This is a genomic window from Sphingopyxis sp. 2PD (assembly GCF_005503695.1).
GTDB lineage: Bacteria > Pseudomonadota > Alphaproteobacteria > Sphingomonadales > Sphingomonadaceae > Sphingopyxis.
In genome coordinates this window covers 1-14,873 of the sequence record NZ_SCMU01000002.1, presented here as the reverse complement: position 1 = coordinate 14,873, position 14,873 = coordinate 1, and the positions used below count along the sequence as shown (strand labels likewise).

Here is a 14,873-nt window from a genome sequence, read left to right as displayed (position 1 = left end):
GGGTCTCGCTCGGCGACGCCGGAATGGCGAGATGCCGGATCAAGTCCGGGATGACGAAGCTGCGAAGTTGACTCCGCAAACTCGAGGGTGTATTATTGAACTAATGCACCAAGGAGAAAGCCCATGCGTTTCGCTTTCCTGATCCCCCCGATGATGCTCCTCGCCGCCTGCGGGCAGGACGAGAAGGCCGCAGACAGCCCCGATATTTCGATCAACGCCGACGGCGATAATGGCGGCAAGGTCCAGATCACCTCGGGCAAGGATGGCGGCAAGATCAAGATCGGCGGCGACGGGGTCAATATCGACCTCGACATCCCCGATCTGGGCGACATGGACATCAACACCGATTTCGATATCGACGGGGTGAAACTCTATCCCGGCAGCAAGATCGACAAGATGGACATCGACGCCAGCGACAAGAATGGCGCCGACACCGCGACGGTCAAATTTGGCTTCAGCTCGCCCGCCGCGCCCAAAGTCGCCGCGGACTGGATGGGCGCCGAATTTGCCAAGCGCAACATCCAGGTCGAACGCGCCGGTACGACGCTGCGCGGCACCGACAAGGATGGCGACGATTTCACGATCAGCTTTGCCCCCGATGGCGCCAATGCCAAGGGCGAGGTGGTGATCGTTTCGAAATAATTCGTCGCCCCCGCGAAGGCGGGGGCCGCTCGAAAGCCTTTCCAGCACTGCCGCGAAAGCCGCCAGTGGCCCCCGCCTTCGCGGGGGCTACGGATATTAACCGCTATTCCTGAGCGCCGTCGCAATCGCGTTGATCGTCAGCTGGATGCCCTCGGCAATTCTGGGGTCCGTTTCCCCGGCACGATGCCGCTTCATCAGCTCGATCTGGAGCAGGTTGAGCGGCTCGATATAGGGCAGCCGCAACCGGATCGACGCCTCGAGCGCCGGGTTCTTTTCAAGCAGCCGCGTCTGGCCGGTGATGGCGAGCAGCCCGTCATGCGCGCGGTTCCAGCCGTCGCGGATGCGGTTGAAGATTGCCGCATGGCCTTCGACTCCGCTCGCCAGTTCGGCATAGCGCGCCGCGATCCCTATATCGGATTTCGCGAGCACCATCTCCATATTGCCGAGCAGCGCAGCGAAGAACGGCCAGCTTTGCGCCATGTCGGCGAGCAGCGCCTTGTCGCCGAACGCTGCAAAGCCTTCGCCCGTCCCGTACCAGCCGGGCAGCATCGCGCGCGCCTGCGCCCAGCTGAACACCCAGGGGATCGCGCGCAGATCCTCGATCGCGCTCGATTTGGTGCGGCTCGACGGGCGCGAACCGATCTTCAGCGTCGCAATCTCGGCGATCGGGGTCATCGCGCGGAAGAAATCCTTGAACGTCGGTGTATCGTACACCAGCCCGCGATAGGCGGCGAAAGCGCTGCCCGACAGCGCGTCCATCGCGGCGGTAAAGCGCGCCGCGTCGGCGTCGCTCAGCGCCTCGGGCTCGAGGCTCGCGAGCAGGCTCGCCGACACCATCGCTTCCAGATTGGTCGCCGCGCTCGCCGCGGTGCCATATTTCGCCGCGATCACCTCGCCCTGTTCGGTGATGCGGATGCGCCCCTGCACCGTGCCCGCGGGCTGCGCGCGGATCGCGGCAAAGGCGCTGCCGCCGCCGCGCCCGACCGCGCCGCCGCGGCCGTGGAACAATTGCATCGCGGTATCGGCCTCATCGAACACCGGGGTCAGCGCCTGCGACGCCTGATGCAATCCCCAGGTCGAGGTGAGATAGCCGCCATCCTTGTTCGAATCCGAATAGCCGATCATCACTTCCTGATGCCCGCGCTGGCCGATCTGCGGGCCGATCTCGGGCATCGCGAAGTAGCGCGCCATGATGTCCGGCGCCTTGTCGAGATCGGCGATCGTCTCGAACAAGGGGACGACCATCAGGTTGCTCTGCCCCGCCGCTTCGCCGCTGCGCCATAATCCGGCTTCGCGGGCGAGGACATGGACTTCGAGCAGGTCGGACAAAGTCTGCGCCATGCTGATGATCCACTGGCAGATCGCGTCCTTGCCCAACCGCGCCCGCACATCGGCGGCGGCATGGACGATCGCCAGTTCGCCCGCGGTCTCGTCGCTCCATTCGTGCCACGGCGCGGCGAGCGGTCGGTCGCTGGCGAGCTCGGCAGTCAGCAGTGCGACGCGCGCTTCCTCGTCGAGCGCGCGATAGTCGGCGCATACGCCCGAAATCGCCAGCAGCTCGGCCAGCACCCGCTCGTGCACCGCGCTGTTCTGCCGCATGTCGAGCGTCGCGAGGTGGAACCCGAACACCTCGACCGCGCGGATCAGCCGCCCAAGCGCACCGATACCGCCGAACTGGCCCTGGCTGTTCGCCGACAGCCCGTTGGCGATGGTCACGAGGTCGCGGCGAAAATCGGCGGGCGTTGCGTAAGCCTCCCCCTTCAGAGCCGATGGTCGCGGCGGCGCCTTGCCAACAATCTGCGTATAGGTCGCGCAAAGCCGCGCATAAATGCCCGACAGCGCGCGGCGATAGGGTTCGTCGCGGCGGCTCGGCGCGTTGTCGCCGCTTGCCTCGGCCAGCGCCTCGACCGCCTCGGGAACCGCGGCAAGGCTGGCCGACACCGACAGCTCGGCGCCCAGACCATGCACCGCGTCGATATAATGGCCCAGCACCGCCGCCGCGTTGCGCCCCGTCGCCATGACCATCGTCTCGGCGGTGACGAACGGATTGCCGTCGCGGTCGCCGCCGATCCAGCTGCCGACGCGCAGGAAACTTGCGGGGCGCTGTCCCAGCTCGGCTTCCCAGCGCGCGTACAGCTTGGGTACCACGGGCAGGAAAACATCGCGCAAATAGGTCAGCGCATTGTCGATCTCGTCGGCAACGAACAATTTTTCGGTGCGCAGCGGGCGCGTCTGCCACAGCAGGATGATCTGCCGCCGGATCGCCTCCTCGACGACATCGCCCTCGGGGGTCTCGTCGGCGCCGGCATCGCGCAGCAGCATCAACTCGGCAATGCGGTTCTTGTGGTCGAGCACCGATTTGCGCCGCACCTCGGTCGGGTGCGCGGTCAGCACCGGCGCGACGAGCGAGGCGCTCAGCAGCGCAGCGATCGCGTCGCTGTCGATCCCGTCGCCCTTCAGTTTCTCGATCGCTGCGGCAACGGTGGCCTCGGGCTCCGCCGCGACCCCCTGCCGGTCCTCGGCCAGGTTGGCGAGCATCGAAAACAGCATGAACCCGCGCACGAACGCGATCGTGTCGTCGAGGCTCAGCGCATCGAGCCCCGGATCGATCGCCTCGGCCCCCGCTATGCCGCGGTGGCGGTCGACGCTCGACGAGCGGATATATTCGGTCTGGCGAAACAGCTTGTCGCCGCCATAGGCGCGGATGACATCACCCAGGATCCGCCCCAGGTAGCGGATGTCGGGATTTTGCGAGATCTGGATCGGCGGCCCCATGGCGCGATTGCTGCACCTGCGAAGGCGCAGCGTCAAGCCGCGCATAGCTATGCGCCGTCCGCGCTATTCGTCATTGAGACCGGGCGGAGTTTTCTGCCTGCGCGCCCTTATGCGACGCCGTGATACCACCACACCCCGTCGCGGTCTTCGCGTTTCACGCGGCCTTCGACTTCGAGTCGCTTGAGGTGCGCCAGCGCTTCGCCGGTCGCCAGCCCCAGATTATGCTCGCCGATCGGGCGGTTGAAGAGCAGCGGAAAGCTGTCGATCGCACGCATCGGCGCCTTGGCCGCGGCTTCGGCCAGATTATACAGTCGCATCCGATGCTCGTCGCGTAGCGCCATCAACCGGACGTGCAGCCCCTTGAACGGCTCGCCATGTGCAGGACACACGATGACGTCGGCGGGGATGGTCGCCAGCAATTTGTCGATCGAGGACAGCCATTCGCCCAGCGGGTCGGCGTCGGGTTCGGTGATGTTGACCGATACGTTCGAACTGATCCGCGGCAGAACCTGGTCGCCCGACACCAGCACGCCTTCCTCCTCGTTCCACAGGCACGCATGTTCGGGGCTGTGCCCCGACCCCGTCACGACGCGCCATTGGTGCGCGTTAAAGCCGAGCCGCTCGCCGTCGCGCATCCGCACATAGCTGCGCGGCAGGGTAAAGATCATGCGCTGGAACATGTTCCAGCCGCGCGACCGCTGCGCCTCGATCGCCGTATCGTTCCAGCCCGCGGCGCGCGATTGCGCCAGCACCTCGTCGGGCGCGGTGTCCGCCGAATCGGCGACGATCGCGCGCGCGGTAAGCATCTCGCCGCGCGTCATCCACAGCTTGACGCCCTGTTTCTTTGCGATCCAGCCCGCGAGGCCGATATGGTCGGGGTGCAGATGCGTGCCGATGACGCGCGTGATCCGCTTGCCGTTCAGGGCGCCCGCATAAAGCGCCTTCCACGCGTCCGAGCACATGGTCAGGCAGATGCCTGTATCGACGATCGCGACGCCATCATCACCATCGGCATCGTCGTCGAGCAGCCAGCTGTTGATATGGCCGAGCGACCCCGGCATCGGGATGCGCGCCCAGCTGATCCCCGGCGCGATACGGATCACCTCGCCGGCGCCCGGCGCCGCGTCGCCCCACGGATAGGTCAGGCCGGCGTGGCTGGTCGCGGTAAAGCTATCGTCTTGGGTCAGCGATGCGTCCGGCGAGCCGCTGGCCGCCGGGATCTGGTCGTCATCGCTGCCCGGCATGGACTATGCCTCGCCGTCGGTTTCGGCGGTTTCCTCGGCGGCGCGCGCCTCGTTGGCGGCGGTGCGTTCGGCGCGCAATTCTTCGAGCAGCGCTTCGCGATCACCCTCCAGCCGGTTGTCGGTCGGCGCTTCGATACCGGCCTTTTTCGCCGCCTTGGCGACCAGCGCATCGAGTTCGCGCTGCGAGCACAGGCCCAGCGTCACCGGATCCTTGGCGACGATGTTCGCGCTGTTCCAATGGCTGCGGTCGCGGATCGCGCCGATCGTGTTGCGGGTGGTGCCGATCAGCTTGCCGATCGCGCCGTCCGACACCTCGGGGTGATTCTTCAGGATCCAGGCGATGCCGTCGGGCTTGTCCTGGCGCTTGCTGACCGGGGTGTAGCGCGGGCCGCGGGTGCGGCGGATCGTGTCCTGCGCCTGCTTGCTCATCTTGAGCTTGTAGTTCGGGTCGTTCTGACCCTTTTCGATTTCTTCCATCGACAGCTCGTGCGCGCGCACCGGGTCGCGGCCGGTATATTTGGTCGCGGCGGTCTCGTCGGCGATCGCCTGCACTTCCAAGATATGGATGCCGCAATATTCGGCGATCTGGGCAAAGGTCAGGCCGGTGTTGTCGACCAGCCAGGCGGCGGTCGCATGCGGCATCAGCGGGGTGGCGTCGGCGGTGGCCATGGCGATTTCTCCAAGCGGAAATAAAAGGGCCGCCCCTCGCGGAGCGGCCGAATAATGGCGGCGGCTGTAAACCGGATTGGCAAAAGGGGCAAGGGGCCAGCCATATCGGGCGATTGCCGCGACCGGCGACCAGCGTACCGGTACGGCGCTGACGTTGCCGCCCGATCTGCAAAGCGTTACGCCTTGGGGCGTTGACCTCAGCGCAATATATGTCAATCATCCGTCAAATACAGATATTTCAGGAGCGGAAGTTCATGAAGACGATCAGGTCGGGCGCTGCCATCATCAGCAGCATCGCGCTGATGCTCAGCGCCGGTGCGGTTTCGGCCAATGATGCCACCGACGTCGAGCGCCCCGATGCGCCGAAAATGACGCTGGCCGAAATCCGGGCGTTCAACGCGAAACTGCCCAAGGATCACCGCTATTATATCGTCTGCAAGCGCGAAGGGACCACCGGCTCGCTGGTCAAGGCGATTCGCACCTGCCAGACGCGCGAAGACATCGAACGTCTGGCGCGCGATGCGCAGGACGGTACCCGCGAAGTCATGGACCGCGCGCGCGTGCAGCCGGGGTGCCCCGGCGGACTATGTCCGGGCTAAGCCGCGGCCAGGACAATCTTTCCGACATGCTCGCCCGCCTGCATCCGCGCGTGCGCGGCGCTGGCCTCTGCAAGCGGGAATATCCGATCCATCGCGGGCTTCCACCCGCCCGCGGCAAGGCGCGGCCACAGCGTACGGTGAATCTCGTCGGCCAGCGCGGCCTTGAAGTCGGCGCTGCGCGCGCGGAGCGTCGATCCGGTCAGCGTCAGGCGGCGGCGCATGACATCTGAAATGTCGATCTCGACCTTTGCACCGCGCTGAAACGCGATGGTGACGTGGCGCCCGTCCTCGGCGAGGCACGCCAGGTTGCGCGGCACATAATCGCCGCCGACCATGTCGAGCACGGCGTTGACCCCCTTGCCGCCGGTAAACGTCTTGACCGCGTCGACATAATCCTCGGCCGAATAGTCGATCGCTTGGGTCGCGCCCAGCGCCATTGCCGCGGCGCATTTGTCGGCGCTGCCGCACGTCACGATGACCTTGATATCGAACAATTTGCAAAGGCCGATCGCGGTCGTGCCGATGCCGCTGGTGCCGCCATGGACCAGCACCGTTTCACCCTCCGCGATCCACGCGCGCTCGAACAGATTGTGCCAGACGGTGAAGACGGTTTCGGGCAGCGCCGCGGCCTCGGCCATCGTAAAGCCCGGCGGTACCGGCAGGCAGCTGCCGACCGGCGCGAGGCAATATTCGGCATAGCCGCCGCCCGCGACCAGCGCGCACATCGCCTGTCCCAGCAATTCCGGATCGCCGCCCGGCCCGACCGCCACGATCGTCCCCGCGATCTCCAGCCCGGGCAGGTCCGATGCGCCCGGCGGCGGCGGGTAAAATCCCATCCGTTGCAGCACGTCGGGGCGGTTGACCCCCGCGGCGGCGACGCGGATCAGCACTTCGCCCGGCCCCGGCTGCGGCACCGGACGCTGCTCGGGGACCAGAACCTCGGGTCCGCCGGGCGCGCTGATGGCGATCGCGGTCATGCTCGCTGGCAGGCTGGTCACGTTGATTTTCCCCACTTTTCACTTCGCCCTTACGGCCACCTTATTGACAGCGCGGCGCACCGGGTCAACAGTCGCGAGGCTTTTCAGGAGGAACCGCCATGGACGATGACGATCTTCCCCGCCGCCGCGACGATGCGCTCGCGGCGCTGACCCGGCAACCGCTCGACCCGCTGTCGGTGAGCGAACTCGATGACCGTATCGCGACGCTCGAGGCCGAAATCGCGCGCGTCAAGGCGCACCGCGCCGCCGCCACCAGCCACAAGGCGATCGCCGACGCGCTGTTCAAAAAGGGGTAGGGGCGACGCATTTGGCGGCCGCTCCCATCATCCGTTCGCCCTGAGCTTGTCGAAGGGCCGTTCTTTTCTTTCTGCGTTGGGAAGAAGGGCAGTGCTTCGACAAGCTCGGCACAAACGGCTTTTTCGACAGCCGCGTCAACAAGCGGTTCGCCTCACTCCGCCTCGGTGCTGAGTCCCAGTTCGGGAATGCCGATCGATCGCCGTCCGCCGAAATCCGAACGCACAACGATCGCGCCCTGCTTCTCCATATATTCGACCAGCCGCCGGATGCGCCCCGGCGAATGGCTGCCATAGGCGCGGCCCAGCACCTCGTCGTCGGGACAGGGTTCGCCGTCGAGCGCGGCGCGGGCGATTTGCAGGAAGGGTGCGAGCATATCGTCGGGCAGCCGCTCGGCGACGCGCAAGGCCTCCGCCCAGCGCGGCTCCGACGGGTCGAACACGCCGCCCTTGGCCAGCGCAAAGCGGCGCCGGAACGCGGCGAGATCGAGCGGCACTTTCTTCAGCTTCGCCATCCGGCACCGCACCGAAAAATCCTGATACAGAAAGGCCTCGGGCTGAAACGCGCTGTCGGGGTCGGCGAGCATGTCCTCGAGCATCGCGACCACCACCGCGTCGCTCTGTTCGGCCTCTTCGACCGCGGCGACGATGTCGAGCACCGGCGGCGCATCGCGATCTTCGTGAAGTCCTTCGCTCGCCGCGATGCGCTCCAGCACCTCGCTTGCTGCGACCGGCTCGGGTTCGGGCGCAAAGACGCGCGGCGCCACCGGCGCCTCCATCTCGGTGAACAGCATCGAGCGCATATCGTCGCCGCCCGCCGACGGCAGCGGCATCAGCCCGTGCGTACCCAGCCGCGTCGAGGTCTGCGTCGACCCGATGCGCACCGCGATCGGGCGGCGCGAGATCGCGGGGCCCAGCCCCAGGAAATGCCCGCGCTCCAGATCGCGGATCGCCTCCGCCTGCCGCCGTTCCATGCCGAGCAGGTCGGCGGCGCGCGCCATGTCGATGTCGAGGAAGGTGCGCCCCATCAGGAAATTGCTCGCCTCGGCGGCGACATTTTTCGCAAGCTTCGCCAGCCGCTGCGTCGCGATCGCCCCCGCCAGCCCGCGCTTGCGCCCGCGGCACATCAGGTTGGTCATCGCACCGAGGCTCGCGCGGCGGACCGTGTCGGCGACGTCGCCCGCGACGCTCGGCGCGAACATCTGCGCCTCGTCGACCACCACCAGCGCGGGGAACCAATGCTCGCGCGGCGCGTCGAACAGCGCATTCAGGAACGCCGCGGCGCACGTCATCTGCGCTTCGATGTCGAGCGATTCGAGGCTGAGGATGATCGATGCACGATGTTCGCGAATGCGCGCACCCATCGCCGCAATCTCGCGCTCGTTATAGTCGCCGCCGTTGATCACAACATGGCTGTACGCGTCCGCCAGCGTCACGAAATCGCCCTCGGGATCGATGACGATCTGCTGCACCAGCGCGGCGCTTTCCTCGAGAATCCGGCGCAAAAGGTGCGACTTGCCCGACCCCGAATTGCCCTGCACGAGCAAACGCGTCGCGAGCAGTTCCTGCACGTCGACGCGCACATTTTGCCCCGCGCTGTCGGTCCCGATGTCGATGCTGGTCTTCACGCTGGCCGCCCTATCGGGCGCCTTGGGCAAAGACAACTGGATCAACAACCTTCCCCCTTGATGGGGGAAGGATACGAAGCCTTGCCGCGGAGCGGCTAGGCGGAGTTGGATGGGGGTGACGGTGCGTTCTTGCGTCGCCGCTTCGGGTCGAGAGATCACCCCCCACCGCTGCGATTAGGCAGCAAGCTGCCAAGTCTCGCTACCTCCCCCATCAAGGGGGAGGGAAAAAAACGGAACCGACGCTGGCCCGACTTGCCAAGCGGCGTGAAGCGTCCAAAAGGACGACATGGATTTCGACGACCAGCTCCGCCGCTACTTCGGCACCGCCGACCTCGCGGCGATCCACCCCGAAGCACACGCTGCGGGCACCGAACGCATGAGCGTCGACTTCGGCCTCGAAACCAACCCCGGCCGCCGCTTCGCGCTGTGGGCGCTAATGTACATGCTCGGCGTCGCCCCGGACCTAGACGTCGCGTTCAAGGATGAGAGCGAGCGCGACACGGCGCGCGACTTCATGGATATGGTGGATCGGACGGGCGCGGAGGACGGCAGGTAACGACCGATTGCGGACATTCAGACAGGCTCGACGACTGTCAAATCGATTCCACACTTGCTGCAAATCTTGGCGGGCCAAGGCACGCACCATATCCCACGCATGAACAGCGAGCGACTGCAAGCGGGGCAACGGAAGATAGTGAGCATAATGAAGCCGTGGCAGAGCCAAAAAGCACCGCCGATTGTTGCGCCCGCCTCACCAAAGTAGCGCGTTAAAACACTCCACCATATTGGGAAACTGAAGAAGACCGCCCAGGTCCACATCATAAAAAGCCAAGACTTCTTGTAGACCGACATCTACGCTTAATGCCTTCTTGGCTGGGTAAAGGCAACGGCCGCTTCCCACCCCAAAACAGAGATTGGGCGAGCGACAAAAAAATCGCTGTCCTACTTTATTCCGCCGTGCCAGCCTCCGCCACGCTCTTTGAAATGGTCGGCTTCAGCAACCCTCGCCCAAAGCGACACAGGAGACATTTTTCGACGTGCACATCCGCGCCCTTTGTCGCCTTAAGGCCACAAAGGACACAGTTTCGAGGCGCCCATGCGGGGCCTTTGTGACTTTAAGGCCCGACGGATCGCAAATACCGCATGCGCCCAAAGCCCAGGGCCGCGTTTTCTACCCTTGAACGGATTGTCGCGAGGCGGATTGCAGAACCTCGACCCAATCCGAACATCCCGTTAACCATAATACAACCCCGTCATCGTAATTTCACAAAGCCGACCGCTTTTCCCTTGCGGTGGGGCGGCGGCATCGCCACGTTACGTTCCTAAGGGGGCCGCCATCTCCCCGGCGTCGTCCCCGCAAGGAGATGAGACCCATGCCGTCCTTTTCGGAAAGCCTCGAAAAGACCCTCCATAACGCGCTGAAGGCCGCTTCGGAGCGCCACCATGAATATGCGACGCTCGAGCATCTGCTCTATGCGCTGATCGACGACGAGCATGCCGCCGAAGTGATGCGCGCCTGCGGTGTCGCGCTCGATGACCTGCAATCGGCGGTCGTCCACTATCTCGACACCGAACTCGACAGCCTGAAGGTCGAGGGGCACAGCGATCCGTCGCCGACGTCGGGTTTCCAGCGCGTCGTCCAGCGCGCGATCCTGCACGTCCAGTCGTCGGGCAAGGATGAAGTGACGGGCGCCAACGTCCTTGTCGCGCTTTTCTCCGAACGCGAAAGCTATGCCGTCTATTTCCTCCAGCAGCAGGATCTGACGCGTCTCGACGCGGTCTCCTATTTGAGCCACGGCGTCGGCAAGGGGGGCAAGCCCTCGCCCACCGCCGAGCCCGAGGAAAAGGAAGAAACGAAGGACAAGGCAGACGGCAAGTCGAAAAAGGAAACCGCGCTCGACCAGTTCACCGTCAACCTCAACGAGAAAGCGAAGGGCGGCAAGGTCGACCCGCTGATCGGACGCAGCGCCGAGGTCGACCGCACGATCCAGATCCTTTGCCGCCGCAGCAAGAACAACCCGCTCTATGTCGGCGATCCCGGCGTCGGCAAGACCGCGATCGCCGAAGGCCTCGCGCGCAAGATCATCGAGGGCGACGTGCCCGAAGTGCTGCTGCCCGCGGTCATCTATTCGCTCGACATGGGCGCGCTGCTCGCCGGAACCCGCTATCGCGGCGATTTCGAGGAGCGGCTGAAACAGGTCGTCACCGAACTCGAAGGGCTGCCGCACGCGATCCTGTTCATCGACGAAATCCACACCGTCATCGGCGCCGGCGCGACCAGCGGCGGCGCGATGGACGCGTCGAACCTGCTGAAACCCGCGCTGTCGGGCGGCGTGATCCGCTGCATCGGCTCGACGACGTACAAGGAGTTCCGCAACCACTTCGAGAAGGACCGCGCGCTGCTGCGCCGGTTTCAGAAGATCGACGTGGTCGAGCCGACGCTCGAGGATACGAAGAAGATCCTCGCGGGCTTGCGCAGCGCGTTCGAGGCGCATCACCAGGTGCGTTACACGCAGGATGCGATCAATGCCGCGGTCGACCTGTCGGCGCGCTACATCAACGATCGCAAATTGCCCGACAAGGCGATCGACGTGATCGACGAGGTCGGCGCGATGCAGATGCTCGTCGCCCCGTCGAAGCGCAAGAAGACGATCACCGCGAAGGAGATCGAGGCCGTCATCGCGACGATGGCACGCATCCCGCCCAAGTCGGTGTCGACCGACGACAAGGCGACGCTCGCGAGCCTCGAAACCGATTTGAAGCGCGTCGTCTTCGGCCAGAACACCGCGATCGAGGTGCTGTCGTCGGCGATCAAGCTGAGCCGCGCGGGCCTCCGCGATCCCGAAAAGCCGATCGGCAATTATCTGTTCAGCGGCCCGACCGGCGTCGGCAAGACCGAGGTCGCCAAGCAGCTCGCGTCGATCATGGGCATCCCGCTCCAGCGTTTCGACATGTCCGAATATATGGAGCGCCATTCGGTCAGCCGGCTGATCGGGGCGCCCCCGGGCTATGTCGGCTACGATCAGGGCGGGCTCCTCACCGATGCGATCGACCAGAACCCGCATTGCGTGCTGCTGCTCGACGAGATCGAAAAGGCGCACCCCGACCTGTTCAACATCCTGCTTCAGGTGATGGACAACGGCCGCCTGACCGACCACCACGGCAAGACGGTCGACTTCCGCAACGTCATCCTGATCATGACGACCAATGCGGGCGCGAGCGACATGGCGCGCGAGTCGATCGGCTTCGGCCAGTCGACGCGCGAGGATGTGCAGGAAGAGGCGGTGAAGCGCATGTTCACCCCCGAATTCCGCAACCGCCTCGATGCGATCGTCCCCTTCGGTTATCTGCCGCCCGAGGTCGTCGCGCGCGTCGTCGACAAGTTCATCCTCGAACTCGAACTGCAGCTCGCCGACCGCAACGTCCACATCCAGCTCGACGATGCGGCGCGCGAATGGCTGACCGGCAAGGGCTATGACAAGCTGTACGGTGCGCGCCCGATGGGACGCCTGATTCAGGAAAAGATCAAGCAGCCGCTCGCCGAGGAACTGCTCTTCGGCAAGCTGGTCCATGGCGGCGAGGTCAAGGTGAAGATGAAGACCGGCGAGGACGCCCATGTCGGCAACCCGCTGGCGTTCGAAATCGTCTCGGCCCCGCCAAAAGCGGGCAAGGGCAAGGCCAAAACGCCAAAGGCCGACAAGGCAAAGAAGGCGGCGGAGTAACGCCCGCTCCTCTCCCGCCTGCGGGATGGGGAAGCGCGCGGTGAGATGCCTCTTTCCCGTCCCCGTGTTCGTGTCGAGCGAAGTCGAGACACCCATCGGGGTGGCCCTGACCTTCCGGGGTGTCTCGACTTCGCTCGACACGAACGGAAATCGGGTAACGGGTCCGGCCAAGGGTCGTCTCTCGCTTTTTCAGCACTCAGCGACTATATGGGTCTGATGTACGACTATGTCTCCGTAACCACCGCCGACGCTGGCGCCCCCACGCCGGTGCGCGACGGCACGATCAAGCTGCACGACGAAGCGGGCTTTGCGGGCATGCGCAAGGCGGGGCGGTTGTCGGCCGAAATCCTCGACGCGCTGGTCCCCTTCGTCCAGCCGGGAGTGACCACCGCGGCGATCGACGACCTTGTGCGCCAGATGATGCTGGACGGCGGCGGCATCCCCGCGACGCTCGGCTATCGCGGCTTCACGCACAGCTGCTGCACCAGCATCAACCATGTCGTCTGCCACGGCATTCCGGATGACAAGCCGGTGCGCGAGGGCGACATCGTCAATATCGACGTGACCTCCATCGTCGACGGCTGGCATGGCGACACGAGCCGCATGTATCTGGTCGGCGACGTGCCGATCAAGGCGAAGCGCCTCGTCGAAGTCACTTACGAATGCCTGATGCTGGGCATCGAGCAGGCGAAGCCCGGCAATCGGATGGGCGACGTCGCGCACGCGATCCAGACCCACGCCGAACGCCACCGTTATTCGGTCGTGCGCGATTTTTGCGGCCATGGACTGGGCCAGATGTTCCACGACGCGCCCGAGGTCGTCCATGCGGGCCGCCCCGGGACGGGCCCCGAGCTGCGTCCGGGCATGTTCTTCACGATCGAGCCGATGATCAACACCGGCAAATATGCGGTGAAGATGCTCGCCGACGGCTGGACCGCGGTGACCCGCGACCGCAGCCTTTCGGCACAGTTCGAACATAGTATCGGCATCACCGAAACGGGCTGCGAGATTTTCACCGCCAGCCCCAAAGGACTGAACGCTCCGCCCTGGAATTGACATCCGGGGGCGCCACGCCCGCCACCAGTCCGGGCAATGTCGCCGCGTCAGGCGTCAGCTGCGATAATCGGCGTTGATGCTGATATAGCCGTGCGTCAGATCGCACGTCCATACGGTCGCGCGCCCATCGCCAAGGCCGAGGTCGGCGCCGATGCGGATGTCCTGCCCCTTGAGGTGCGCGGCGACGGGCGCCTCGTCATAACCGTCGACGGGCAGCCCGTCTTTCGCCACCCAATGATCGCCGAAACGGATCGCGAGCCGGTCGCGGTCGGCGGGTTCGCCGGCCTTGCCCACCGCCATGACGACGCGGCCCCAATTGGCGTCCTCGCCCGCGATCGCGGTCTTGACGAGCGGCGAATTGGCGATCGCCAGCGCGACCCGCCTCGCGCTGTCGTCGCTGGTCGCGCCGCTGACCTCGATCTCGATGAACTTTGAAGCGCCTTCGCCGTCGCGGACGACCTGATGCGCGAGGTCGAGCGCGACCGCGCGGATCGCGGCATAAAGCGCATCGGCGCCCGGATCGTCGCGTGTGGTGAGCGTGGCTCCCCCCGCCTGTCCGGTTGCGAAGAGCAGCACCGTGTCGCTGGTCGAGGTGTCGCTGTCGACGGTGATCGCGTTGAAGCTGCCGCCGGTGGCTTCGCGCAGCATGTCCTGCAACAGCGCGGGCGCGACCGCGGCGTCGGTGAAGATATAGCCGAGCATCGTCGCCATGTCAGGGGCGATCATTCCCGATCCCTTGACGATTCCCGCGACGTGGACGGTCCGGCCATCGACGATCGCGCTGGCGGCGGAGCCCTTGGCGAAGGTGTCGGTGGTCCCGATCGTCTCGGCGGCGGCTTCCCATGAGCAGGGCTCGGCGGTGAGCGCGGCCGCGACCCCGGCGCGGGCCTTGTCCTTGGGCAGCGGTACGCCGATCACGCCGGTCGAGCTGACGAACACTTCCTTCGCGTCGCAGCCGAGATGCGCGGCCACCTGTTCCATGATCGCCTCGACCGCCTCGCGCCCGCGATAGCCGGTGAAGGCGTTGCTGTTGCCGGCGTTGACGATGAGCGCGCGGCCCTTGCCGCCCTTCACCTGCTCGCGGCCGAGCTCGACTTCGGACGAGCAGCAGACATTGCGTGTAAAGACGCCCGCGACCGTGGTGCTGGGCGCGAGCTCGACATAGGTGAGGTCGCAGCGATCCCAATTTTTATACTGCGCGCGCGCGACGCGGCGGGTGACCCCGGCGATCTCGGGGAGGGCGGGAA

At 65.5% G+C, this 14,873-nt stretch carries 12 protein-coding genes; 6 read left to right on the top strand and 6 right to left on the bottom strand.

The window, feature by feature from the left end; all coding sequences use genetic code 11:
* The first annotated feature begins 123 nt into the window (after window positions 1-123).
* Window positions 124-642, top strand: a complete 519-nt coding sequence (locus FFS18_RS01805) for a hypothetical protein (protein WP_137869539.1) — start codon at window positions 124-126, stop codon at window positions 640-642.
* 96 nt (window positions 643-738) lie between these two features.
* On the opposite strand, the gene ppc is transcribed toward FFS18_RS01805, so the two are convergent.
* The 3 genes from ppc to FFS18_RS01790 form a co-directional block, all read right to left on the bottom strand.
* Window positions 739-3,417, bottom strand: a complete 2,679-nt coding sequence (ppc, locus tag FFS18_RS01800; RefSeq protein WP_137869538.1) for a phosphoenolpyruvate carboxylase — start codon at window positions 3,415-3,417, stop codon at window positions 739-741.
* Between the two features lie 107 nt (window positions 3,418-3,524).
* Entirely contained in the window at window positions 3,525-4,661 is a 1,137-nt protein-coding gene (locus FFS18_RS01795; protein ID WP_137869537.1) for an MBL fold metallo-hydrolase, read from the bottom strand.
* Window positions 4,662-4,664: 3 nt separating this feature from the next.
* Window positions 4,665-5,303, bottom strand: a complete 639-nt coding sequence (locus tag FFS18_RS01790; RefSeq protein WP_120218340.1) for a DUF1013 domain-containing protein — start codon at window positions 5,301-5,303, stop codon at window positions 4,665-4,667.
* A gap of 281 nt (window positions 5,304-5,584) precedes the next feature.
* On the opposite strand from FFS18_RS01790, the gene FFS18_RS01785 reads away from it, so the two are divergent.
* Window positions 5,585-5,929, top strand: coding sequence for a hypothetical protein (locus tag FFS18_RS01785; protein WP_120217543.1), 345 nt, complete (start codon window positions 5,585-5,587; stop codon window positions 5,927-5,929).
* Here FFS18_RS01785 and FFS18_RS01780 read toward each other — a convergent pair.
* On the bottom strand, window positions 5,926-6,906 hold the full coding sequence (locus FFS18_RS01780; RefSeq protein WP_120218339.1) for an NAD(P)H-quinone oxidoreductase: 981 nt from the start codon (window positions 6,904-6,906) through the stop codon (window positions 5,926-5,928). The genes FFS18_RS01785 and FFS18_RS01780 overlap by 4 nt on opposite strands.
* Before the next feature lie 119 nt (window positions 6,907-7,025).
* Here FFS18_RS01780 and FFS18_RS01775 point away from each other — a divergent pair, with 119 nt between their 5' ends.
* The gene (locus FFS18_RS01775; RefSeq protein ID WP_120217542.1) at window positions 7,026-7,223 is read left to right on the top strand and encodes a DUF1192 domain-containing protein; all 198 of its coding nucleotides are present in this window, start codon (window positions 7,026-7,028) and stop codon (window positions 7,221-7,223) included.
* A gap of 152 nt (window positions 7,224-7,375) precedes the next feature.
* Here FFS18_RS01775 and FFS18_RS01770 read toward each other — a convergent pair whose 3' ends face one another.
* Window positions 7,376-8,848 (bottom strand): helicase HerA domain-containing protein, encoded by a 1,473-nt coding sequence (locus FFS18_RS01770; protein WP_137869536.1) that lies wholly within the window; start codon window positions 8,846-8,848, stop codon window positions 7,376-7,378.
* A gap of 286 nt (window positions 8,849-9,134) precedes the next feature.
* Between FFS18_RS01770 and FFS18_RS01765 the strand changes: the two genes are divergently transcribed.
* The 3 genes from FFS18_RS01765 (at window position 9,135) to map (ending at window position 13,626) form a co-directional block, all read left to right on the top strand.
* Window positions 9,135-9,404 (top strand): hypothetical protein, encoded by a 270-nt coding sequence (locus tag FFS18_RS01765; protein WP_137869535.1) that lies wholly within the window; start codon window positions 9,135-9,137, stop codon window positions 9,402-9,404.
* An 817-nt stretch (window positions 9,405-10,221) separates the two neighbouring features.
* Window positions 10,222-12,570 (top strand): ATP-dependent Clp protease ATP-binding subunit ClpA, encoded by a 2,349-nt coding sequence (gene clpA / locus FFS18_RS01760; protein WP_137869534.1) that lies wholly within the window; start codon window positions 10,222-10,224, stop codon window positions 12,568-12,570.
* Between the two features lie 216 nt (window positions 12,571-12,786).
* The gene (gene map / locus FFS18_RS01755; protein WP_120217536.1) at window positions 12,787-13,626 is read left to right on the top strand and encodes a type I methionyl aminopeptidase; all 840 of its coding nucleotides are present in this window, start codon (window positions 12,787-12,789) and stop codon (window positions 13,624-13,626) included.
* A gap of 54 nt (window positions 13,627-13,680) precedes the next feature.
* Here map and argJ read toward each other — a convergent pair.
* On the bottom strand, window positions 13,681-14,873 hold a 1,193-nt coding region (gene argJ / locus FFS18_RS01750; RefSeq protein ID WP_137869533.1), incomplete at its 5' end, for a bifunctional glutamate N-acetyltransferase/amino-acid acetyltransferase ArgJ.

Bases quoted from the DNA above. Each gene is read 5' to 3' on its own strand.
- FFS18_RS01805 (WP_137869539.1), top strand. From the start codon at position 124: ATGCGTTTCGCTTTCCTGATCCCCCCGATGATGCTCCTCGCCGCCTGC.
- FFS18_RS01795 (WP_137869537.1), bottom strand. From the start codon at position 4,661: ATGCCGGGCAGCGATGACGACCAGATCCCGGCGGCCAGCGGCTCGCCG.
- ppc (WP_137869538.1), bottom strand. From the start codon at position 3,417: ATGGGGCCGCCGATCCAGATCTCGCAAAATCCCGACATCCGCTACCTG.
- FFS18_RS01790 (WP_120218340.1), bottom strand. From the start codon at position 5,303: ATGCCGCATGCGACCGCCGCCTGGCTGGTCGACAACACCGGCCTGACC.
- FFS18_RS01780 (WP_120218339.1), bottom strand. From the start codon at position 6,906: ATGACCGCGATCGCCATCAGCGCGCCCGGCGGACCCGAGGTTCTGGTC.
- FFS18_RS01765 (WP_137869535.1), top strand. From the start codon at position 9,135: ATGGATTTCGACGACCAGCTCCGCCGCTACTTCGGCACCGCCGACCTC.
- FFS18_RS01775 (WP_120217542.1), top strand. From the start codon at position 7,026: ATGGACGATGACGATCTTCCCCGCCGCCGCGACGATGCGCTCGCGGCG.
- clpA (WP_137869534.1), top strand. From the start codon at position 10,222: ATGCCGTCCTTTTCGGAAAGCCTCGAAAAGACCCTCCATAACGCGCTG.
- map (WP_120217536.1), top strand. From the start codon at position 12,787: ATGTACGACTATGTCTCCGTAACCACCGCCGACGCTGGCGCCCCCACG.
- FFS18_RS01785 (WP_120217543.1), top strand. From the start codon at position 5,585: ATGAAGACGATCAGGTCGGGCGCTGCCATCATCAGCAGCATCGCGCTG.